The following is a 17,644-nucleotide window of genomic DNA, read 5'->3' on the forward strand; positions in this document are numbered from 1 at the left end:
GCGTGTGTTTAACTGAAGTTAGTAAACAAAACGAAAAACATACGCGGGGTGATTTATGAATACTGCAATTCATCAAGTACGAAATAACGTTCGTCGCACTACATCTGCACGTCCTGTTTGTTATCCAGTTCGCCCGCAGACAGAGAAAGAACTTTTTTCTGTAGGCCGCAGCCTCTGGTATCGCTACACCACTTCATTTGGCCCGTGCCGTGAAGTTCACCATCATCATGTGCAGCAGCTTGCACACCTGGTGGGTAAATCTGTTGGCTATGTTGAACATGCCATTAATCATTACCTCACGCATTGAACGAGGCGGCTTAATATGTCTACTCAAATCTATTGTGCGGTGCTTCGCCATTTCATGATGATGGCTGCATCCTCCCAGCACTCATTGATTGTGCTGAAGCAATTATATAACGCAGAGATTTCATCGAAAGCTCACCTGGCCGGTCTCTCCGTGTCCGAAGCTGAAGCGCTCCTGGCTCTACCATCCACCAGCTGGCGCAAACGCGATGATGTAATTCATGAGCTGAACATTCGCCTTAAGCAACTCACTAGCGTAGCCACACCGCCAGCTCAACAAGTCGCAAACTGAAGGAGTCTATAACATGCTGCCATTTCTCATTTTGCTGTTCTGCTCATCGCCTGAGACGGCGCGAATGATCCTAATCTACGCTACCGATGAATCTGCGGCCCGCCTCCAGGCGCTTGAAGATTTCGCACGTCTGAATGATTCGGGTTTTGCTGCTTCCGCCCAAACCCCATATGAGTGGGAGAATCCTCACGGTGACCAGCTCTTTATTGAGTCGGTATACCCGGTTCCATCCGGCGATTTATCTGCTATCCGCCGTATGCTCGGGGATGACGATGCCCCATATACCGACAAGCACCTTATTGCCGGTTTACTGGAGGACAGCCGACGTATCCAGATGATTGAACCGAATGCCGGTACTCTTTCTCGTATTGCTCAGGCAGAGCAGTACCTTCAGTAGACTTGTGTTCCGACCGCCCACCAGCAGGTGGGCTTCGGGCTAATTTCCTGTACGAGGTATGTATGCAAGGTACACCACGCTGGTGGCAGAACGGTCGTCGGGTGCAGGCCGTTCTCGCAGAGAATCAGACCGCAGATGTAAGGCTCAATATCGGCCCAGAAAATGACTTCTGGTTTACTGATGATGGTAATAATCCTGTTGCTGTGCTTAGGGTTATCGGCCCGGTCTGTCCACTGGATCCGCTAAAATTCACCTCCAGTATCACTGATGTCCTTCCTGAAGATGTCCATAGCTATAAAAAAGCCCTTCAGGAACACCAGATGATAAACCGGCCTGTCTCGTTCTATCTTGCACTTGCCGATGCCTGGTTGCTTGTTAACGAACAGCAGCCGGTTTACCAGTTCCGCATCCGAAACCAGTACAACGGCATGACTACTGAATGGAATTCCGTTGCCCGGGACAAAGTCATTGAAGTGATTAAGATGCAGCCGGAAACCGCTGAATTCCGGGTTCTCGTCCCATCGGCTCCTGAGCCTGCTGCGAATGCCCGGCAGTTGATCTCAGAAATTGAAGGTCTGCGTGAAGCTATTGGGAAACTCTACCCGGCAAATACTGATGTACGTCGTATTGCCAGAAACAGCGGCTGGATGCATGTATACGACGACACCAATGCCAAAATGAACTTTGCAGACAATGCCAGAAATACCCCTTATCTCGATGCCTTTGTGACTCAACTGCATCTCTTCCTCACAGATGATCGAGAGTAGATGTAAAACCTCCCTGAATCTTTCTGCTCTAACCAGCGCTGTCATATAGCATTTTTTTGACGGCGCTGCCGGTTGCGCTTTTATCAAACATGGTAAATACATTGTTTCATGCTGTCTGGCTCCCGGGCGCGGAGTTATCGTTGATGGAACCAAGTTGAGATATTCGAAATGAAAAGACCAACGGCACATAAAAATGACCGTCTGCCGGTGCGAAGATCTAACCCTACAACGCCTCAAGCAAGAGAGCGCGTTATTGCCGGGCTGGTGGCCTCAGCTACATCTGACTTCGTCTACCTCGTTCAGTGGCTGAAATCAGGAAAGCAGAACGGTGACCCTCTACAGCTATCCAGATGGGATAGCCTGAGAAATGCAATAAGCCACCTTGAGACGCTTGATGCTGGTGTACAACCTGACTGGCGCAAAGTCCTCACCCTGGTGTCGCGGGAAATTCATACCAGCCATAATGTCCAGGCGGTTGTTACTCCTCCGTCTAAAATCGCCGGTGGTATACTCAGCAACCTTAACGACATCAGCCAGAAGATAGCGACCGGGCTTGCTTCCCCTGACATGCTCGGCAGGCTCGATTATATGCTTCAGTTGACCGCAGGCCTGGCAGGTGGTGATGATCTGACGCAAAGCATCCGTAAGGTTTCAGACAGTGCAGAAAAAGCCCTACGTGGTTATGACAAGCCGCAGGCAAAGGCCAAAACGCCTAAACCGGCCCCACCAGCTCCTGCATTCCGGGATGATCAGACGTTCAGGCAAGAGTGTGCGCCACTGATTGGGGTTGATGACCTCTTTGTTCTGGCTAATTGCCTTATTGCGATGTCCGCCCGCCTGGGCCGTTCTCCTGTCAGCCTAGCGAAACGCGCAGCGGGTTTAAAAGGTGTGATTAAACCCGATATGCTGGCTGACCTGCTGGAGCTCTTACAGCAGGACGTGGATCTGACCGCCCTGGCCCCGCCACCCAGGGTTAAAGACGATAATAGCCGCAGTGATGGAGGTAAGCTCGTCGGTTTAACCGGGGTCGTCGAAGGTGGCGCGTCAATCGGTGCTGAAGCGCAGCGTATCATCACCGCAGAACTGAAGAAGCACTCGCCGCTCACTTCGGCGCAGCGCGTATCTTTCGATACCGCCCGTGCGGGTCTGGCGCTGGAGAGCGATACATTCCGGGTTATTGAAGAGATCAGACGTATTGCAGCATCACTCAACTGGAGACCGCTGGCTGTCGCGGCCCATGCCGCGCATAAATCGCCTGGTATCCGCCCGGAGATTGCCGGGGATGTGATCACGTTGCTGGCGCAGGATGAGGCCTTAACCACCAGCAAGCCTAGCCGTTAAGTACCTGCCGCGCTGACTACAGCTTACCTCGCGATATTGCACCAGCAGCTCAGAAATAATACCGGTATAAACGTCCGCGTTTTGCCGGTATTTTAATTCGCCCTATTTTTAGAATTAGCGATAATAGCGTTGCTTATTACGTATTTTTACACTCAGAAACCTTCGTCACATGAATAGGGTATGGTTCACTGAATAGACAAAGACGTTAAATCTGGTCAGCTACAGAAAGGAGGATTTATGTAAATGCTCTCGTTACGTTCAAACTCTTAAAAAACTGCCGCGCCTGCCTATATAAGCCAGGCTGTAGACCTGAAGTCTACAAATTTAGCGTTACTGACAATTCACAATCCAGTGAACCGGCCCACACTAAGGAGGTTATATGCGAACGCGTAACTTTAAATCTGAGTCTATGTAATCTGATCAGCTGGCGCTGCCGAGAATGGCGGACTCCGCTACCCCGGTGATAGACCGGGGTAGCAGGAAGAAAGAGTAACGATTTACCGGTTTTAAAACCAAATTTTCGTCAAATGGGATACAAGCGCCCAAGGCCGGTTCCCGTCTGACAGACCGAAGTTGTGATGTGTGCATCGCCCCCCTGGAAGTTGTTTTATTGAATTGCTGTGTGTAGTTTTGCGGGGATAATACCCCGCTTTTTTTTTGCTTATTCTTCTTCGTCACCCCACCTTCCTGTGCCATCATACGTATAGAAAATAACTTTTCACTTCTGACCCTTTTTCAGTTGAAGTCTTATGATTTGATATTCCGCTAATACACACACATTAAGGAATGAAAATGAGCAACGATATTCATAACAAAATTGCTGATGCTTTAGCTTCTGTTGGTTTAAAACTTTCCGATGGATATACCCGGGCCGCACTCTTACTGAAGATGAAAGGTTCAGTTAGTCTCAATTTTGCTGTTGATGGCAAACCTGTCACTGTCACTCTCCATATGACTGAATCGGGTGATGTTACTGCTACCACTGATTATGACGATTCAACCGCTACTGCCGCAGCAGCAGCCGCAGCCACTACAACGCCAACACAAGAGTCGGTGGAAAAACCAGCAGAAGAGTCGGTGGAAGAGCCAGAAAAAAGTAATACACGAAAAGGCCCAAGGCCTAAGTAATAACTGCGCTGGAACTACATGTTGGCATAATTATAAATATCAAAACTGGCGGGGTTAAATCCCCGCTTTTTTATGCCCGATTTCCTTCGTCACCTGAATACCCCGTGAGACTATAAGTAAACAAAACGAACAACACGGGGCAACGCCATGACCACCAGCAAAGAGAAAAATGTATTCTACGTTCACTACTATGAATCCGACTCCAGTGGTGGCGAACTGCCACTGATGCGCATTGAAGCGGAGAACGAAGATGAAGCCAACCTGATCTGTCTTCGCAACCTCGCGGATGTTTATGACGTTGATCATGACGACATCAGTCTTGAAGACGGCTTCGAAGTGAACGGCAATAGCGTTTATCTGCAAGGTATCTACCCGGCGACCTCAGAGCAGGCACTGGTAGTTGATGCGGTATTTAATATGACTTCTGTAGAACCAGTCGCTGAGGCTGTGACCGGCACGGCGGAATCCGCCTGCGGTATCAGCCTGGTCTCTGATAAGGTCTGGCTGGAAAGCTGGTTCGACCTCGAAGACAAATTTGCTGATCAGATGGCCCACGTCGCTGAAGATGACAAGTCTGATACACGCTTCTTGCTCTACCGTGACCAGGTCATCGATGTGCGTGAATGCGAGACATCTTCTGTCCCAGGCTGGGATCTCCAGTTCGGCTTGAGCGGCGGTACGCAGATGCTATTCATTCGCCTTTCTGATGATGGCGATCACGTTGCACTGGGTCTCGAATAACTGCTGCCTGCGCCCGGGCTTGTTTGCCCGGGTTGCTCCCCTCCCCTGAATCAAACCGAGTATCATGACATCATTCTGAGGAGTACCAGACGATGAGCGAAGTAAAGCACTTCAGCATCACGAAAACCGTTGATTTTTACATCAATGAAGCATCCCCGGAAATTATTGCGGGCCGCAGGATCTATCTGGAAACCGTATTGATTCCTCGCCTTCGTACCGGCCTTGCCGTGCTCAATAAGATGGGCCTGACCGAGCGTGAAGATATGGAGCTGCGCGATGTGTACCAGCGTGGCGTGGAATTTTTTGACAAATTGTTCGATGGCCCTGTCCCGCAGGCCAATACCACCACCAGCCACTAATCCGCAAATTTTGTCCTTTTTTTACCCGGCTCTGACTTCGTCACCCGGGTAACCAGTGATTTAATAAGTAAACAAAACGAACATACCAATAATCACTGGGGATGCACCATGTTTAAAAGTCTGTCTGAATTGATGACCAGCGTTGGCAAGACTGATGCGCATAAAGTCTCGATAGTCCAGGTTAAAACCGGTGTCACCTCGTGGGGCCGCAAAAACCAGTCATCCCGGCCTACGGCTGAATACCAGATCTGGATGGATACTCCTGACAACGACAGTCGTATCGTCCTGAAGCTGAATTTCGTGCTGAGTTCCCGCCGTAACCAGCCTGAGAAGAATGCGCCCCTGAATATTGAAATCAGCCAGTACGCTAACTGGGATACGGTGAAACGCGCCTGGGCGGAATGCGCTCCTGAACGCTATATGCGGCTGGAGAATGAAACGACAGATGAGTTTATGTCCACCAGCGGGGTCTGGGAAGAAGCATCCGTCATCACCAATGACATGCAGCCGGATTACCGCTACTTCTATCCAGGCACGTCCTATTACGTGGCAAACGACAGCTACTGAAGCCAGAAAACACACCATATAACCGAGGATCTACCATGACCGACGCTATCCAGACTGCCCCTGAAAGCTTCAGCCTTTCTTCCCTGACCGACCTGTATCGCACAGTGCAGGCAACCGAGTCCCACGCTCTTTCAATGATGCGTGTCCAGAGGGGGATCACCTCCTGGGGGAGCCGTCGTATAACTGACCGCCGAACTGAGGGGTTCACCGTCTTTCTGGATGCGCCGGATAACGCCAGCCGTATTACTGTTAAAACGGAGTTCGTGCTGAATGCAGCAAAGACCGGCCCTGATACGTCTAATGATCTGGTGGTGGAAGCGCGTGAACATTCAGGCTGGGATGAGAGCCGGAATTGTTTCACTGTTACCCGCGAGATCGGCGAACTGCGGGTTAATGCTGGTGGTGAAAATCATGCTGCTACACTTCGTCAGCTGTGGAAGCTGCTTCACGCGCAGGCAAAAGCCTACCAGTCCAGAAATACTGCCGGTAACGCCACCTGGCTTATGTTCTGATAAGCCCCGGGCATGGTAATGTGCGTCACGACATTACGCCGTGGCGCACTACGTTCGTTTAGAAGGAAATGAAGATGAAAATAAGCCAGCTGGAAGTCGGGATGAGTGTCTGGTCGGTTAGCCGGGTAAATATGGGCAACACCACACTTAAAACAGTTGTCGTCCACCCGGTCGTGATTGTCGAAGTCCATGATAACCACGTCATAGCCACCTGGAATGGTAACGCCCCGCGTCGTTTCGGTGAGTCCGTCGTTAAGGGCTGGAAGAAAGAAAAGCCGTTGCTGATCCGTGAAGGTTTCGGGCAAATGCGCCTGGCTACCAGGGAAGAGAAAGCGCTGGCTGGTAAGTAACCCCCTTCGTGACCTGTATGACCCGTGGTGTAATGGCTCCGACAACCTGGCAGTTTTCGCAACGCAACACTCTGCCGCAAATCACCCTCCACGGGGCCAGACAGGGAATACACGATGACCGATGCCATTCTCTCTGAAGAGCTGTACTTCAAATACCTCAACACCTACGAACGCGAAAGCAGGTTTCGCATTGACTCTTTTCGCTTTGATGGCGAGCCTCAGTGGACAACCAAATTCGGTCAAGCTCGCATCCGCCCTTCTCAGGTACGTGTACTGCTCTGCCGCTGCGGGGCAAACAACTGGAAAGACGATGGCAGGTTCGCCAATGAGTACTGCTGCGACAGCTGCGGACAGTTCGTGGAGGTGCTACAGCATAACGACCGTTGATTCGCGTCCCGGGGCCGGAGCTGATGGCTCACTGATAAACCATTTCAGACCGACATATTCATTCTGATAATACCCGACGTATCGCCTTCGTCACCTGCCGGGCCCGTGTTGTACTGGTATCAGTACAACATAAAACGAGATCACGGGGCGCATCATGCAGACACTGACCGACGTATTCAGCGATAAGGCGAATAAAGCCTTTCATTCGATTTTCGCCGATTTCCTGCCCACCAGCGCGGATGGGGTAATCACCTTTACGGTTCGCGGCTATGGCGGAAAAACTGCCTGCATGACCGTCCCCTCTGGAACCCCGGTTTTCGTCTTTGGCACTGAAGAGCTCGCCGACTTCCATCGCTCCGCCGTGGCGGGTGAATTCTACATCGTTGATCACGGTGGTTTCCGCACCCTGAATCAACAGGTAGAACGTGGCCGCGTCCCAGTCATCTACGACATCCTCTGAAGGGATCCGATTATGGCAATCGACACAGTTTACCGCCTGCGGCTCGATTTCGACGTGTATAACGGCGATGTCATCGACACCAAAGAGCAGGAAGACAAAGACCAGATCTCCATTGCGAAAATCACCCAATTTATCTTCGATGCCTCCGTTCGGCTCAAGCTTGATGCCTGCGAAACCAGCGATGGCGGGCCAGCACATGGGCCTTACTGTGTTCTTGAGCACTGCAACCGAGCTGTACTGGAACAGGCCGAAACTGAAATTAAACGCTATGTGAGACGCTTTAAAGGCCATTCACTGGAAGACTGATGAACCCGGTACATCCACCAGCATGAGGATGTACCTGACTTCGATAGCCGCTGCCGGGCTGTGCCTCCTGAGCAGCAGAGGACAAGGTACGGATATGCCAGACAATAAACCCCGGATGACTGCCGCTGAAATGACTGAGCGAGCCTATCACTTCTTCCTGGACGCAAAGGGTCTGTCCCCTCGTGCCGGGCAGGTAGACATGATGGCGTTTTGCAGCGCAGTCGTTAACGCTACCCCCGCTGAGGAGCAGTATCGCGTCGGGGTTATTGAGGCCGGTACGGGGACAGGGAAAACACTCGGGTATTGTCTGCCGCTGATCCCCCTGGCGATGGAAAAGCATAAGACGCTGATCATCTCCACGGCAACCGTTGCGCTTCAGGAACAAATCATCTCCAAGGATCTGCCAGAAATACAGGCGAGAGCGGGCCTGAGCTTCTCCTATGCGATGGCGAAGGGCCGTAGCCGTTACTTCTGCCAGATGCGCTGTGACGTTCATATGGAAAGCGAGATGAATGCCTATGGCTACATCCGCGATGATGTGGAGGATATCAGCAAGGCCTTTGCTGGTGGTCACTGGACAGGAGAGCGTGATTCCTATCCTGATGAGATCAATGAGGCGGTATGGGGTCGGGTCAATGCTATTGGCAGTCAGTGCCCTAAAAAGCGTTGCCCACATTATCACCGTTGTCCGTTCTTCCTCGCCCGCGCCCTGCTGGAGTCGGTGGATGTGGTTATCGCCAACCATGACATCGTATTGTCTGACCTGTCACTGGGAGGCGGTATTATCCTTCCCCCGCAGGAAGAGTCCATTTATGTGTTCGACGAAGGTCACCACGTTCCGCAGAAAGCAATTAACCACTTTGCGACCTCCGCCTCTCTCGATGCCAGCAGGCATTTCATGAGCGAAATCTTCGACATGGTAATGACCATGCCAGAGTCCTACGGCGGGACTATGGAAAAGCACGTGCAGCAGCTGGTGGAGCTTGCGGGCCATGCCGGTGATGAGCTCGGTGAGCTGCGGGGGACACTTTTACGCTCCCTGAACTGGCGAAACGATCACGAAATGCCAAATGGCACGGAATCGGACATCTATCGCTTCCCGGAAGGTTTCGTTCCTGAAGATATTGCGGCCCTGTTTAAGCCTGGGTTAAAGACAGTAAACGAGATGCAGAATATCGTTGTGAAAATGACGGCGATTGTAGATGAGGCCGGGCGGGATATCAGCGAGGAAGAACTGGCCCTTCAAAAGATGGCTGTCGGCGAGCTGGCAAATCGCCTGGCGGGTATGCATCAGGCTCTGGCCTCATACTGCGGGAATAAAACCGTCTCTGGTATGCCTATGGCCCGGTGGATTAACGTCCGTCGTACTAAACGCAGCACCGAAGTGGTGATTAATTGCAGTCCGGTCTATGCGGGCGAACACCTGAAATCCGAGCTCTGGTCGAAGGCTTATGCCACCATTGTGACCTCGGCAACAATCCGCTCCCTTAGCAAGTTTGACGCATTCCTGGAGCAGGCCGGTCTTCCAGTCGATACACCTACCCTGCTGGCCCGCAGCCCGTTTGATTACCAGAACAACGGCGTGTTGTTCATCCCCCGTATGCGCTCGGTTCCGACCAATCATGAAGAACATACGGCGGAGATCATCGAACTCCTTCCCAAACTGGTGCTTCGGCTTCAGGGTTGCCTCGTGCTGTTCGCCTCCCGCAGGCAGATGGAAGAAGTCAGCAAGGCGATGCCTCAACACATTTCACCGCTTCTGCTGATACAGGGGGCACTTCCAAAACGGGAAATACTGCTGCGCCATAAGCTCAGAATCGACCGTGGTGAGCCGAGCATTATCTTTGGTATGGCTTCTTTCAGTGAAGGGGTGGATCTGCCTGGCGTGTACTGCAACAACGTCATCATTGCCAAGCTGCCTTTTAGCGTTCCGACCGACCCGGTGGGCCAGACCCTGACGGAGTGGCTGGAGAAAAACGGGCGTGATGCTTTCCGGGAAATCTCGATACCGGAGGCCTGCCTCAAACTGACCCAGTCCGTTGGTCGGCTTATCCGCACAGAGAGCGATACCGGCGCGGTGACTATCCTGGATAAACGCCTGAAGACAAAAGCCTACGGGAAAGACATCCTCGCATCCCTGCCCCCTTTCAGGCGCGAAATTCGTTAATCAACAGTCGAGAGGTTGCTATGCATAAAATTGAATGCCCACGCTGTCTGGGTGGTAAGGGTGAGATCCGAGCGTTCCGGCACGTTCAAGGCGGTGTGTGTTTTCGCTGCAAGGGCCGGGGGTATGTCGAGGTGAAAACCATCCCGAAGCCTTCTATCCGGTTTGTTGCTATGCAGAAATGGGCAAATCCAGAGGACGTTAACTACAACAATGGGGATTTTATCAGGACGTTCTATTTCAAGGCCCGAAGTCAGGCTGAAGCAACAAAGAAGCTTCAGAAAAAACTCGGCGCGTCAGGTCGTGAGTTTTATGCCACTCCTGCGGATGATGTCCAGCAATAAATGGGGGCGTTTTGTAGTGGTTTATTCACTCTGAAATCTATCACTCTGGTTATGATTGGTTTCGAAACAAATGACAGGTGGTAACACATGAAAAACCAGGCTAAAACACAACATTCTGTTTTTAAGTTCATTCGAGCTGCGATTCCGGTAACAGTTCTATCGGCTATACAGTACGCTGTCATTTCTACATTGCTGGTGGTTGGAAAAATTGACCTTCAATGGTCGGAACTCGCTACATCACTTCCGTTATGTATTATTGCAATATTCTCAACAGCATTTGTATTTTACGACCCAAATGAATATGAGTACTTTCTTTCAGTGCTGGGAATGCTTACCGTTTGGGTTTTAGTGTTTATTGCATCAATACTCCTACTTGTAATCGCGCGAGGTTTTTCCTTCATCACAAGCAATTATGTAACATATGCTGAATTGGCTTCCTATTCCATACAGATAGGAATGATGATTGTATTTTACTTCAAGAGGGATAGTCTTAATCAACAGACCCTATAGATACAGTATTTCGCGATTAATATTATCATTGAACATTAACGCACAAAATTTACCCCCACGTCATACAAGGTTACCGATGCAATGAAAAATAAAATTATCGATGCAAAACTTGCATTTTTTAAAGTAGAGGGAACTCCAAGTACTGGTCACGTTGTGGTTATCGGGAAACCATCATCTGGGAAAAGTTTCTGCCTTACTGATGAAATAACGCGTTTGTTAAAAGCAGGTAAAAACCACGAAAATTAATTTGAATATTGCAAGCGGGGTTTGCTATGACATCAATTATTACCACTTTATATGAAAAACTTTCATTTCGTGTGCTCGCAGTTCCGCTGATTATTTTCAGCATTGAATTTTTGATATGGGCAGTGCTTATTCGAGAAAATGTTATATCCGGGGACTGGCCTTTGTATAGAACTTGTTTGTTCGCTTGTTTTTCCTCGCTGATTATAACTGGATTCACATTCCAGAATCCTGAAGGCAGTGATTTCCTAAAGGCAGCAGCAGGTCTCCTTGGATGTCTGGCCTTGGGGGGATTGATAATTATTATTTATTATATTGGCACTCTCGAATTTCCGATTATCACTGCCAAGATGGTTTGGATTTTCATGATGGCAAGCTTTACGTCTCAGCTTTTCACTTGCCTGATGAAATCGATGACTGATTAATTTGAAGTTCAGCAAAAACAATTGCAGAGCAAAGTTATTTATTCACTCATTTTGCGATCTAAGTATGCTTACGCTGAAGTAACCGAAAAGTACCTTTCTTGAAAAGTTTTTTCGGGATTTTAGGAGAAATGGATAATGGCATTCTCACTTACTTTCCATCAATACATTCTGGAGTAATAACATGTTTACTTTAGTTCTCGTGATTGGGCTTTATTCAAGTGGTCTTAATCCAAGTGGTGTCACCTCTCAGAAAATACCTGACTACAAAACCTATGATGAATGCCAGAGTGCCGCGCCTAAAGCAAAGCGTGGGGAAACTATCACCATCTTAAGTTATTGCATTCCCCAGCCTGCGGATAAGACAAAGGCGTAAAGGCTTCGCTATATGTGAATTATCGAAGGGGTGTCCATTTCATACCCGATTACTTCGTCAATTGTCGACCGGTGGGATAATAGGATTAAAACAGTTTTTAGCTTCACGATATTATGGAGAAACCGCCGTCATGCACCCATTCGATTCGGTCAGAGTAAAACTGAGTTTTGCCGGAAAGCCACCAGCGGCTTTACTGCAAAGCGCCCTATTTCTTGAAAATCAGCGTCCCGAATCCTCCAGTTGGAGCGACCCGGGCACGGCGGGTAATACACTGCTTCGCGACATCCTCCGGTCACAACCGGTTGAACTGAGCACTCTACAAGGCGTGGTTAATCTGACTACTGGCAACCTCGGTAAAGCCGAATGTAGTGAGTTGCTTGCACTGATGGGCCTTCGTAGCTTCGGTGAAGAAGCTGCTGAGTTAATGGTTCGCAATGCGTCAATGGTTTTTGCGAGTGGACAGGCTAATGCAAAGAACCTGATTCGCATGGAAGTCACTAAATCACACCTTACTTCTGATAAGCAGGTCATTGTCAGTACTGAAACCCTTGAGCGGCGTATGTACGTCATGAACAGCAACGGTATCTGCTTCGTCGTTGAGCCTGAGATCTGCCTTGATGCCGAGAAACTGCCGGGCGCGGATTTCTTTATCACTGAAGACGAAATGGATGCTGCGGGCGTGAGCCGCTGGGGTGAAAACGGCAGTCAGCACTGGCGATGCATGGTTACCTGGTTCAATGGCAGTAGCACCATCATGAACGAAATGGGACACATGTACGAGCTCGGTGATGAACCTGAAATTCGGCTCAATAGCTTCGGTGGATAAAGCCCACCAGCGAGGAAATACGATGAGACACGATAACGTCAAGCCCTGCCCTTTCTGCGGTTGTTCATCTATCCGGGTTCGGGAGATTTCGAATAATTTTCGCGCCTGCTGCAATTCCTGTGAGGCCACGGTGGCGTTTCAGGACTCCGAACAAGCCGCTGTGACGCGCTGGAATACCCGCGCTGAAGAGAAACAATCTGGCGGACTCCAGTCAGCATAAATTAAGCCCCGGGCTGCTCTGGGCCTGAATACCGATAAGAGGAAACACCGACATGAAATTTTACATCAGCGACGTTTTATGGAAATCCGGGCAGGCATTCATTTTCTCGTTTGTCACTGCTCCGGCAGTTGCGTTACTGCTCATTCTGTTCTGCACAGTTCTTACCAGTTCACCATCCAAGGTCTTCCTCGATCAGGCCCGTAGTCTGGTTGGAAATGCCACCAGCACCTCGGTCATGGTTTGCCCTGAAGAGAAAGCAGTGTTTGCCGCGTTCCGCTCCTCAGAATGCCAGCGACACGTGGTGAATGCCGATGATGCCATTAAACAATGGGACTCGCTGTTGCTCAAAGGCTACCTGATAGTGGCGGGTATCGCTCTTATCTGCTGGATGGTAAGCGAGGCAGTTAACTACCGCAGAAAGCCGTGGCGCTATGGGATCCGTCCCTCTGATATGACATTTAGCTATACAAAACTCGTGCCGAAAGAATCCGATGATGACGCGGATAAATAACCACTCATTTAGCACGGCAGACAGCCGGTCAATGCCAGCAGCACAGGGGGCAGTATGGGTAGACCTACAGGCAATATCGTCAGACTCACAAAATCAACAGGCCGCAGCAGCGACTTTTTCGGGCCATGTGAGTTGTGTGGAAAACATATGTCAGAAGCATTCCGTACCCGAAAAGCGCGTGAGTGGCAGCGTGAAAATGGCGAACTCTATTACGGCCATGATTCCGCCGTCATGTATGCACATGAAAAATGCATTCTGAATCTGGAAAGCAAATTTACCTCAAATTAACGACTGGTGAGATTTATGAAAATACCTCTGGGTAAGACGTTCCCAATTTTTTTTATCTTATTGGTGGTGGTGCTGGGGGGCGCTATCGCCGAGAAACTGCTATGGGAGGGACACCTCTATCCCGATTTTCTTATCAGTGATGCCTATGTGGCGAAAGATACTCAATTGCAGGCCAGTAACGACACAACACTGTTGAAGCAGTGCTACGCTCAGCACTTAACTGGATGTGAAAAGTATTATAGAAGCTTCAGCCAACTGGAGGTCAGGGGTAACGATCTCAAGTCGCTGTGTAAAGTCCTGACAAATAACACTGATCTGGACGTCTTTCAGAGTGATGCTCAATTGCTGGTTCGTTGCTCACGATGGAATGTTTTCCGTGTAATTCCATTTAAACCTACAGATAACGCAACTGATAAATTTAAGCCAATGGTCGATATGGTTGGGAGCTGGATGGCCTACAACCGGCTCTCAAAAGAGCTACTTCATGAAGATCCGGTCGATATCTTTTTTGTTGGACTGGATGAGGGAAAAAAGCAACTATCCCTGAAATATTGCTTTACCGGGGTTGATCAAATTCCTCCTCAAGTAGCTTTCCAGCGATGTGACACCGAGTCGGATACGACTAAAACCCAGAGTGACAAATCATGATGACATTTCTCGCTAATTTGCATCGCCATACTACGGCCTGCCGCAGCTTCGCATTCTTCACTCTGGTCTCCGGCCCGGCGATTGCTTTATTTATCACGTTCATCTGCATGAACTATTCAGGTTCACCTTCAGCGCATCTGGTTAGTGCAGCCAGGGCTGTCATTGATGGTGCTCCGGTCGGCAAACTAATGGTATGTACCGAAGAGCCACAATCCACGACTCCCCCGACACTTATCGAATCTCCCTGCGTTCGCGAGGCGGTCGATGAATCAATAGTAACCGCGAAGTGGGATTCAAACTTCCGAATGGTTTACGCAATGCTTGCTCTGCTTTCTTCTGTTATCTGGTGTCTAGTGAGCGCCACACGAGCGAACATATTCAAGGACGCTAAACCCCCTACTCGATAAGCCTGTCAATTCTCAAATAAAATGATGAAAAGTTGTGAAATTAAGGAGTGATGATGAACATAAATTACAGTATTAATAACAGTGTGCTCATGATGATGAGTGAGTTTATGATTACAGCTTTTGTAATCGTAATACTTTTTGTGATTGTATTAGTATATAACAAAGCGTTTAAGTCTGAATTAAGCATAAAAATATTTTGTTTTAGTCAGTTAACAGCCATTTTCATTTCCGTATTAGAAATAACAACAAAAAGAACAAATGCTGGAAGTATCAGTATTACATGGAGTGACGGCATCCATCAGTTTTATACTCACGTTTTTCTGGGGTTTGCTTTTTCTTTCTTACTTTTTTTGCTTGGTCTTTATGACTACAAAATGAAAGGCAACAAAGATGGTTTAAAGGATTGCAAAAAACATGTTTTACCGTGTTTCATAGGGAGTTGGTTCGTATTAATAATATTCTTTTTCTCCGCTTCGCCTTTGCGCTATGAGGAGAATTTGATTACGGATGCTCGCGTCGTAGCTTCGGATCCCAATCGAACCACAATTATCTATGCTGATGGGTTCTACTGGCTATTTGATATGGATAGAAATGAATTTGATAAGTCTATATCCAGAGAGATAGTCAGAGGCAACTACAAGATGTTATGTACTTCAGATACACCAGCTACCTGCTGGGCGGGCAGAAAATTCCCCAAAAACACATCACTGGATAAAGTTTTATGAAAGATTGTAACGCTGAGAAATATAGCTATTCATGTCTTTTCGCAGCGGTATTTAGACCAGGTGAAATGCCTGTCATTTCCGCGTTCCGGGCGCGGTATTGGGCTCTAATCATTCGATGGGCATTGCGTTTCGGTTACACCGTTTGCCTGATTGGCAGCACTGGAACCGGAAAAAGTTACCTCATCGAAAGAACGCTACCAGGACGGATCATTGATGCCCGACTGTTACTGGTAAAGAATGATTGGCATGGCCCTGTGCCATTCAGTTTGCGCGGTGCAAAGCCCGGCCCAGTTGGCATTGATGAGTCGTCCAGCTTTTCAGAGGAAACGCTGCGTCAGAACGCGGAGAACCTGAAAGAAAGAGGGGTAGTGTATACAGCACAAAGCATTGATAAAGCAGCTAAAGTTGCAGCCAACCTGCCAAACAGGCGTGTGTTGCTTATCATGATTGGAAAAACGTAGCCTCTGCGGTCTAGGCCATCTGACCTGCTGAACTGACGCAGTAGACTCTCTCGGAGGCAAACAAATTTGCTGGTGGGATAAAATGGGCGCATACTTAAAGCACGTGTAATCGACACGTGCTTTTTTATTGGAGGACACATGCAGGCTACAGCTGCTCGCCAGAAAAAAACCGTCAGTGTCACCCTTGAGCCAATGCTCGTACAGCAGGCAAAAGACGCTGGGATTAACTTGTCCGCCACGCTGGCAGAAGCGCTTCAGAGCAAACTGAAGGCCAGTGCAGCGGAAGAATGGAAACGACAGAATCGTGCTGGTATTCAGGAGTTGAACCGCATCACTGAAGAGCATGGGTTACTGTCTGACGAATACAGGACGTTCTGATAATGCAATATACCGTTTACCGCAATCCCGGCAACAGCCAGGCATACCCTTACCTGCTGGATATACAGAGCGACATCATTGGCGAGTTAAATACCCGCCTGGTGATCCCCCTTCATCGGCTTAAAAAAGGAGCCTCGGCCCCGGTTGCGCGATTAACTCCGGTCATACAGGTGGAAGGGAATGACGTTATCCTGATGACGCATGAAATGGCTTCAGTCCGCGTGAAGCAGCTCGGTCAGGCGGTCATGGACGCATCTCCGTTCCGGCACACTATCAAAAGTGCGGTGGACTTCCTGCTGGATGGTTTCTGACAGAGATAATGAGCGAGAAAATGATGAAGCAAAATGAACTGCTGGAAGTGGCAAAAGCCATGCGCGATTATATTGATGCCCTCCCTACCGATGTCGTTGCAGCATTACCGGTGATGCCGGGATTTGATCGAGACTGGGCCGACGAAGTCATTTACGAAGCCGAATCCGCCAGCAAATAACCCCCCGTCTGCGCCCGTTTCATCTGAATTCGGGCCGTCACAATCTTTCTGATTTTATTGAGAAAACAGCCTCTTTTTGTCCCCTTTTTTCCTTCGTCAGCAGACTCAGTCGTTCGATAATAAAAACAGACCAACACAACCACTGAGGTGTTTCATGTTAGCGATTATCCCGGCAGCAGGCACTGACAAGGTTTTTAAAACCTCCCTCAAACACGTGCTCGATGAGGACTTCCTGTTTGCAATGGCTTCAAAAGCAAGCGCGACGTACATTTCATCCCATATCAGCGATGACGGTGAGGGCACAGTGTTTTTCAGTCTGAGCGACTGGGATAACCTCAAGCCTTCCTTATCGGCTGATGGCTGGGATGGCGATACGATGCCCGGCTTCATTGATTTGCTGGATGCAATCGCAGCGCAGGGCTATAACACCGTCGAATTCCACATTTCTCACCCACTGGTGGTTGGCGCGGTCTGGTTCACCGATGAGTATTACTTCACGGTTACCCCGCTGGCGTATGACCTTGCCACGCTGGATGGTCAGTTTGTTCTGCCGGATGGCTCTTCCTACCGGCTGGATGACCTTGATGAAGTCAGCTATGACGAAATGACCGACTACTTTGACGGCATTATCGAAGTCGATGGCGATACCATGCTGGGTGTAAAGCGTAACGACGATGACACCGTAAACGTCAGCAAAATCGAAAGCTAACCCCTCCTCCCC

The 17,644-nt window shown here is 49.3% G+C and carries 31 protein-coding genes; all 31 read left to right on the plus strand.

Annotated features, from left to right (window positions below):
* Positions 1 to 55 precede the first annotated feature (55 nt).
* The 31 genes from HV311_RS26435 to HV311_RS26585 all read left to right on the plus strand — a co-directional run bounded on the left by HV311_RS26435 (position 56) and on the right by HV311_RS26585 (position 17,632).
* Complete coding sequence (locus tag HV311_RS26435; RefSeq protein WP_007372261.1) at positions 56 to 307, plus strand: hypothetical protein; 252 nt, start codon at positions 56 to 58, stop codon at positions 305 to 307.
* Positions 308 to 322: 15 nt separating this feature from the next.
* Complete coding sequence (locus tag HV311_RS26440; protein ID WP_016241565.1) at positions 323 to 595, plus strand: hypothetical protein; 273 nt, start codon at positions 323 to 325, stop codon at positions 593 to 595.
* A gap of 13 nt (positions 596 to 608) precedes the next feature.
* Complete coding sequence (locus HV311_RS26445) at positions 609 to 992, plus strand: hypothetical protein (protein WP_007372262.1); 384 nt, start codon at positions 609 to 611, stop codon at positions 990 to 992.
* 62 nt (positions 993 to 1,054) lie between these two features.
* Entirely contained in the window at positions 1,055 to 1,759 is a 705-nt protein-coding gene (locus HV311_RS26450; protein ID WP_007372263.1) for a hypothetical protein, read from the plus strand.
* A gap of 168 nt (positions 1,760 to 1,927) precedes the next feature.
* Positions 1,928 to 3,100 carry a hypothetical protein gene (locus HV311_RS26455; RefSeq protein ID WP_048213837.1) on the plus strand — a complete coding sequence of 391 codons (1,173 nt, stop codon included), beginning with the start codon at positions 1,928 to 1,930 and terminating at the stop codon, positions 3,098 to 3,100.
* 792 nt (positions 3,101 to 3,892) lie between these two features.
* Positions 3,893 to 4,228: a hypothetical protein gene (locus HV311_RS26460; RefSeq protein ID WP_007372266.1), complete on the plus strand. Its 336-nt coding sequence runs from the start codon at positions 3,893 to 3,895 to the stop codon at positions 4,226 to 4,228.
* A gap of 147 nt (positions 4,229 to 4,375) precedes the next feature.
* On the plus strand, positions 4,376 to 4,969 hold the full coding sequence (locus tag HV311_RS26465; RefSeq protein WP_007372267.1) for a hypothetical protein: 594 nt from the start codon (positions 4,376 to 4,378) through the stop codon (positions 4,967 to 4,969).
* 92 nt (positions 4,970 to 5,061) lie between these two features.
* Complete coding sequence (locus HV311_RS26470; RefSeq protein ID WP_007372268.1) at positions 5,062 to 5,328, plus strand: hypothetical protein; 267 nt, start codon at positions 5,062 to 5,064, stop codon at positions 5,326 to 5,328.
* 108 nt (positions 5,329 to 5,436) lie between these two features.
* Entirely contained in the window at positions 5,437 to 5,895 is a 459-nt protein-coding gene (locus HV311_RS26475; protein ID WP_007372269.1) for a hypothetical protein, read from the plus strand.
* A 35-nt stretch (positions 5,896 to 5,930) separates the two neighbouring features.
* On the plus strand, positions 5,931 to 6,407 hold the full coding sequence (locus HV311_RS26480; RefSeq protein ID WP_007372270.1) for a hypothetical protein: 477 nt from the start codon (positions 5,931 to 5,933) through the stop codon (positions 6,405 to 6,407).
* A gap of 74 nt (positions 6,408 to 6,481) precedes the next feature.
* Positions 6,482 to 6,757 (plus strand): hypothetical protein, encoded by a 276-nt coding sequence (locus tag HV311_RS26485; protein WP_007372271.1) that lies wholly within the window; start codon positions 6,482 to 6,484, stop codon positions 6,755 to 6,757.
* Positions 6,758 to 6,871: 114 nt separating this feature from the next.
* Positions 6,872 to 7,144 (plus strand): hypothetical protein, encoded by a 273-nt coding sequence (locus tag HV311_RS26490; protein WP_007372272.1) that lies wholly within the window; start codon positions 6,872 to 6,874, stop codon positions 7,142 to 7,144.
* Between the two features lie 154 nt (positions 7,145 to 7,298).
* Entirely contained in the window at positions 7,299 to 7,604 is a 306-nt protein-coding gene (locus HV311_RS26495) for a hypothetical protein (RefSeq protein ID WP_016241563.1), read from the plus strand.
* A gap of 12 nt (positions 7,605 to 7,616) precedes the next feature.
* Positions 7,617 to 7,910, plus strand: coding sequence for a hypothetical protein (locus HV311_RS26500; protein WP_007372274.1), 294 nt, complete (start codon positions 7,617 to 7,619; stop codon positions 7,908 to 7,910).
* A 94-nt stretch (positions 7,911 to 8,004) separates the two neighbouring features.
* Complete coding sequence (gene dinG, locus HV311_RS26505; RefSeq protein ID WP_016241562.1) at positions 8,005 to 10,077, plus strand: ATP-dependent DNA helicase DinG; 2,073 nt, start codon at positions 8,005 to 8,007, stop codon at positions 10,075 to 10,077.
* A gap of 20 nt (positions 10,078 to 10,097) precedes the next feature.
* The gene (locus HV311_RS26510; protein ID WP_016241561.1) at positions 10,098 to 10,418 is read left to right on the plus strand and encodes a hypothetical protein; all 321 of its coding nucleotides are present in this window, start codon (positions 10,098 to 10,100) and stop codon (positions 10,416 to 10,418) included.
* An 87-nt stretch (positions 10,419 to 10,505) separates the two neighbouring features.
* Positions 10,506 to 10,928, plus strand: a complete 423-nt coding sequence (locus tag HV311_RS26515; protein WP_024196082.1) for a hypothetical protein — start codon at positions 10,506 to 10,508, stop codon at positions 10,926 to 10,928.
* An 81-nt stretch (positions 10,929 to 11,009) separates the two neighbouring features.
* Positions 11,010 to 11,174: a hypothetical protein gene (locus tag HV311_RS26520; protein WP_007372277.1), complete on the plus strand. Its 165-nt coding sequence runs from the start codon at positions 11,010 to 11,012 to the stop codon at positions 11,172 to 11,174.
* 26 nt (positions 11,175 to 11,200) lie between these two features.
* Entirely contained in the window at positions 11,201 to 11,596 is a 396-nt protein-coding gene (locus tag HV311_RS26525; RefSeq protein ID WP_024196081.1) for a hypothetical protein, read from the plus strand.
* 181 nt (positions 11,597 to 11,777) lie between these two features.
* Positions 11,778 to 11,969 carry a hypothetical protein gene (locus tag HV311_RS26530; RefSeq protein WP_016241560.1) on the plus strand — a complete coding sequence of 64 codons (192 nt, stop codon included), beginning with the start codon at positions 11,778 to 11,780 and terminating at the stop codon, positions 11,967 to 11,969.
* A gap of 130 nt (positions 11,970 to 12,099) precedes the next feature.
* Complete coding sequence (locus HV311_RS26535; protein ID WP_007372278.1) at positions 12,100 to 12,795, plus strand: hypothetical protein; 696 nt, start codon at positions 12,100 to 12,102, stop codon at positions 12,793 to 12,795.
* 22 nt (positions 12,796 to 12,817) lie between these two features.
* Positions 12,818 to 13,015 carry a Lar family restriction alleviation protein gene (locus tag HV311_RS26540; RefSeq protein WP_032155220.1) on the plus strand — a complete coding sequence of 66 codons (198 nt, stop codon included), beginning with the start codon at positions 12,818 to 12,820 and terminating at the stop codon, positions 13,013 to 13,015.
* Between the two features lie 52 nt (positions 13,016 to 13,067).
* Positions 13,068 to 13,526: a hypothetical protein gene (locus tag HV311_RS26545; protein ID WP_008786599.1), complete on the plus strand. Its 459-nt coding sequence runs from the start codon at positions 13,068 to 13,070 to the stop codon at positions 13,524 to 13,526.
* 147 nt (positions 13,527 to 13,673) lie between these two features.
* Positions 13,674 to 13,814, plus strand: coding sequence for a hypothetical protein (locus HV311_RS26550; protein WP_007372281.1), 141 nt, complete (start codon positions 13,674 to 13,676; stop codon positions 13,812 to 13,814).
* Between the two features lie 15 nt (positions 13,815 to 13,829).
* On the plus strand, positions 13,830 to 14,462 hold the full coding sequence (locus tag HV311_RS26555) for a hypothetical protein (protein WP_007372282.1): 633 nt from the start codon (positions 13,830 to 13,832) through the stop codon (positions 14,460 to 14,462).
* A gap of 457 nt (positions 14,463 to 14,919) precedes the next feature.
* Positions 14,920 to 15,594 (plus strand): hypothetical protein, encoded by a 675-nt coding sequence (locus HV311_RS26560; protein ID WP_008786597.1) that lies wholly within the window; start codon positions 14,920 to 14,922, stop codon positions 15,592 to 15,594.
* Positions 15,591 to 16,055: a hypothetical protein gene (locus HV311_RS26565; protein WP_008786596.1), complete on the plus strand. Its 465-nt coding sequence runs from the start codon at positions 15,591 to 15,593 to the stop codon at positions 16,053 to 16,055. The genes HV311_RS26560 and HV311_RS26565 overlap by 4 nt, the downstream gene beginning before the upstream one ends.
* Before the next feature lie 138 nt (positions 16,056 to 16,193).
* A complete protein-coding gene (locus tag HV311_RS26570) occupies positions 16,194 to 16,433 on the plus strand; it encodes a type II toxin-antitoxin system CcdA family antitoxin (protein ID WP_007372285.1) in 240 nt (79 codons plus the stop codon).
* A 2-nt stretch (positions 16,434 to 16,435) separates the two neighbouring features.
* A complete protein-coding gene (locus HV311_RS26575) occupies positions 16,436 to 16,744 on the plus strand; it encodes a CcdB family protein (RefSeq protein WP_007372286.1) in 309 nt (102 codons plus the stop codon).
* A gap of 20 nt (positions 16,745 to 16,764) precedes the next feature.
* A complete protein-coding gene (locus HV311_RS26580) occupies positions 16,765 to 16,923 on the plus strand; it encodes a hypothetical protein (RefSeq protein ID WP_016241558.1) in 159 nt (52 codons plus the stop codon).
* Positions 16,924 to 17,077: 154 nt separating this feature from the next.
* Positions 17,078 to 17,632 (plus strand): hypothetical protein, encoded by a 555-nt coding sequence (locus HV311_RS26585; protein ID WP_007372288.1) that lies wholly within the window; start codon positions 17,078 to 17,080, stop codon positions 17,630 to 17,632.
* Positions 17,633 to 17,644 lie beyond the last annotated feature (12 nt).

This window comes from Citrobacter sp. RHBSTW-00881 (assembly GCF_013728515.1).
GTDB classification, from domain to species: Bacteria; Pseudomonadota; Gammaproteobacteria; order Enterobacterales; family Enterobacteriaceae; genus Citrobacter; species Citrobacter braakii.

Coding starts and splice junctions, on each gene's coding strand:
- HV311_RS26435 (WP_007372261.1), top strand. CDS start 56: ATGAATACTGCAATTCATCAAGTACGAAATAACGTTCGTCGCACTACA.
- HV311_RS26440 (WP_016241565.1), top strand. CDS start 323: ATGTCTACTCAAATCTATTGTGCGGTGCTTCGCCATTTCATGATGATG.
- HV311_RS26445 (WP_007372262.1), top strand. CDS start 609: ATGCTGCCATTTCTCATTTTGCTGTTCTGCTCATCGCCTGAGACGGCG.
- HV311_RS26450 (WP_007372263.1), top strand. CDS start 1,055: ATGCAAGGTACACCACGCTGGTGGCAGAACGGTCGTCGGGTGCAGGCC.
- HV311_RS26455 (WP_048213837.1), top strand. CDS start 1,928: ATGAAAAGACCAACGGCACATAAAAATGACCGTCTGCCGGTGCGAAGA.
- HV311_RS26460 (WP_007372266.1), top strand. CDS start 3,893: ATGAGCAACGATATTCATAACAAAATTGCTGATGCTTTAGCTTCTGTT.
- HV311_RS26465 (WP_007372267.1), top strand. CDS start 4,376: ATGACCACCAGCAAAGAGAAAAATGTATTCTACGTTCACTACTATGAA.
- HV311_RS26470 (WP_007372268.1), top strand. CDS start 5,062: ATGAGCGAAGTAAAGCACTTCAGCATCACGAAAACCGTTGATTTTTAC.
- HV311_RS26475 (WP_007372269.1), top strand. CDS start 5,437: ATGTTTAAAAGTCTGTCTGAATTGATGACCAGCGTTGGCAAGACTGAT.
- HV311_RS26480 (WP_007372270.1), top strand. CDS start 5,931: ATGACCGACGCTATCCAGACTGCCCCTGAAAGCTTCAGCCTTTCTTCC.
- HV311_RS26485 (WP_007372271.1), top strand. CDS start 6,482: ATGAAAATAAGCCAGCTGGAAGTCGGGATGAGTGTCTGGTCGGTTAGC.
- HV311_RS26490 (WP_007372272.1), top strand. CDS start 6,872: ATGACCGATGCCATTCTCTCTGAAGAGCTGTACTTCAAATACCTCAAC.
- HV311_RS26495 (WP_016241563.1), top strand. CDS start 7,299: ATGCAGACACTGACCGACGTATTCAGCGATAAGGCGAATAAAGCCTTT.
- HV311_RS26500 (WP_007372274.1), top strand. CDS start 7,617: ATGGCAATCGACACAGTTTACCGCCTGCGGCTCGATTTCGACGTGTAT.
- dinG (WP_016241562.1), top strand. CDS start 8,005: ATGCCAGACAATAAACCCCGGATGACTGCCGCTGAAATGACTGAGCGA.
- HV311_RS26510 (WP_016241561.1), top strand. CDS start 10,098: ATGCATAAAATTGAATGCCCACGCTGTCTGGGTGGTAAGGGTGAGATC.
- HV311_RS26515 (WP_024196082.1), top strand. CDS start 10,506: ATGAAAAACCAGGCTAAAACACAACATTCTGTTTTTAAGTTCATTCGA.
- HV311_RS26520 (WP_007372277.1), top strand. CDS start 11,010: ATGAAAAATAAAATTATCGATGCAAAACTTGCATTTTTTAAAGTAGAG.
- HV311_RS26525 (WP_024196081.1), top strand. CDS start 11,201: ATGACATCAATTATTACCACTTTATATGAAAAACTTTCATTTCGTGTG.
- HV311_RS26530 (WP_016241560.1), top strand. CDS start 11,778: ATGTTTACTTTAGTTCTCGTGATTGGGCTTTATTCAAGTGGTCTTAAT.
- HV311_RS26535 (WP_007372278.1), top strand. CDS start 12,100: ATGCACCCATTCGATTCGGTCAGAGTAAAACTGAGTTTTGCCGGAAAG.
- HV311_RS26540 (WP_032155220.1), top strand. CDS start 12,818: ATGAGACACGATAACGTCAAGCCCTGCCCTTTCTGCGGTTGTTCATCT.
- HV311_RS26545 (WP_008786599.1), top strand. CDS start 13,068: ATGAAATTTTACATCAGCGACGTTTTATGGAAATCCGGGCAGGCATTC.
- HV311_RS26550 (WP_007372281.1), top strand. CDS start 13,674: ATGTCAGAAGCATTCCGTACCCGAAAAGCGCGTGAGTGGCAGCGTGAA.
- HV311_RS26555 (WP_007372282.1), top strand. CDS start 13,830: ATGAAAATACCTCTGGGTAAGACGTTCCCAATTTTTTTTATCTTATTG.
- HV311_RS26560 (WP_008786597.1), top strand. CDS start 14,920: ATGATGAACATAAATTACAGTATTAATAACAGTGTGCTCATGATGATG.
- HV311_RS26565 (WP_008786596.1), top strand. CDS start 15,591: ATGAAAGATTGTAACGCTGAGAAATATAGCTATTCATGTCTTTTCGCA.
- HV311_RS26570 (WP_007372285.1), top strand. CDS start 16,194: ATGCAGGCTACAGCTGCTCGCCAGAAAAAAACCGTCAGTGTCACCCTT.
- HV311_RS26575 (WP_007372286.1), top strand. CDS start 16,436: ATGCAATATACCGTTTACCGCAATCCCGGCAACAGCCAGGCATACCCT.
- HV311_RS26580 (WP_016241558.1), top strand. CDS start 16,765: ATGATGAAGCAAAATGAACTGCTGGAAGTGGCAAAAGCCATGCGCGAT.
- HV311_RS26585 (WP_007372288.1), top strand. CDS start 17,078: ATGTTAGCGATTATCCCGGCAGCAGGCACTGACAAGGTTTTTAAAACC.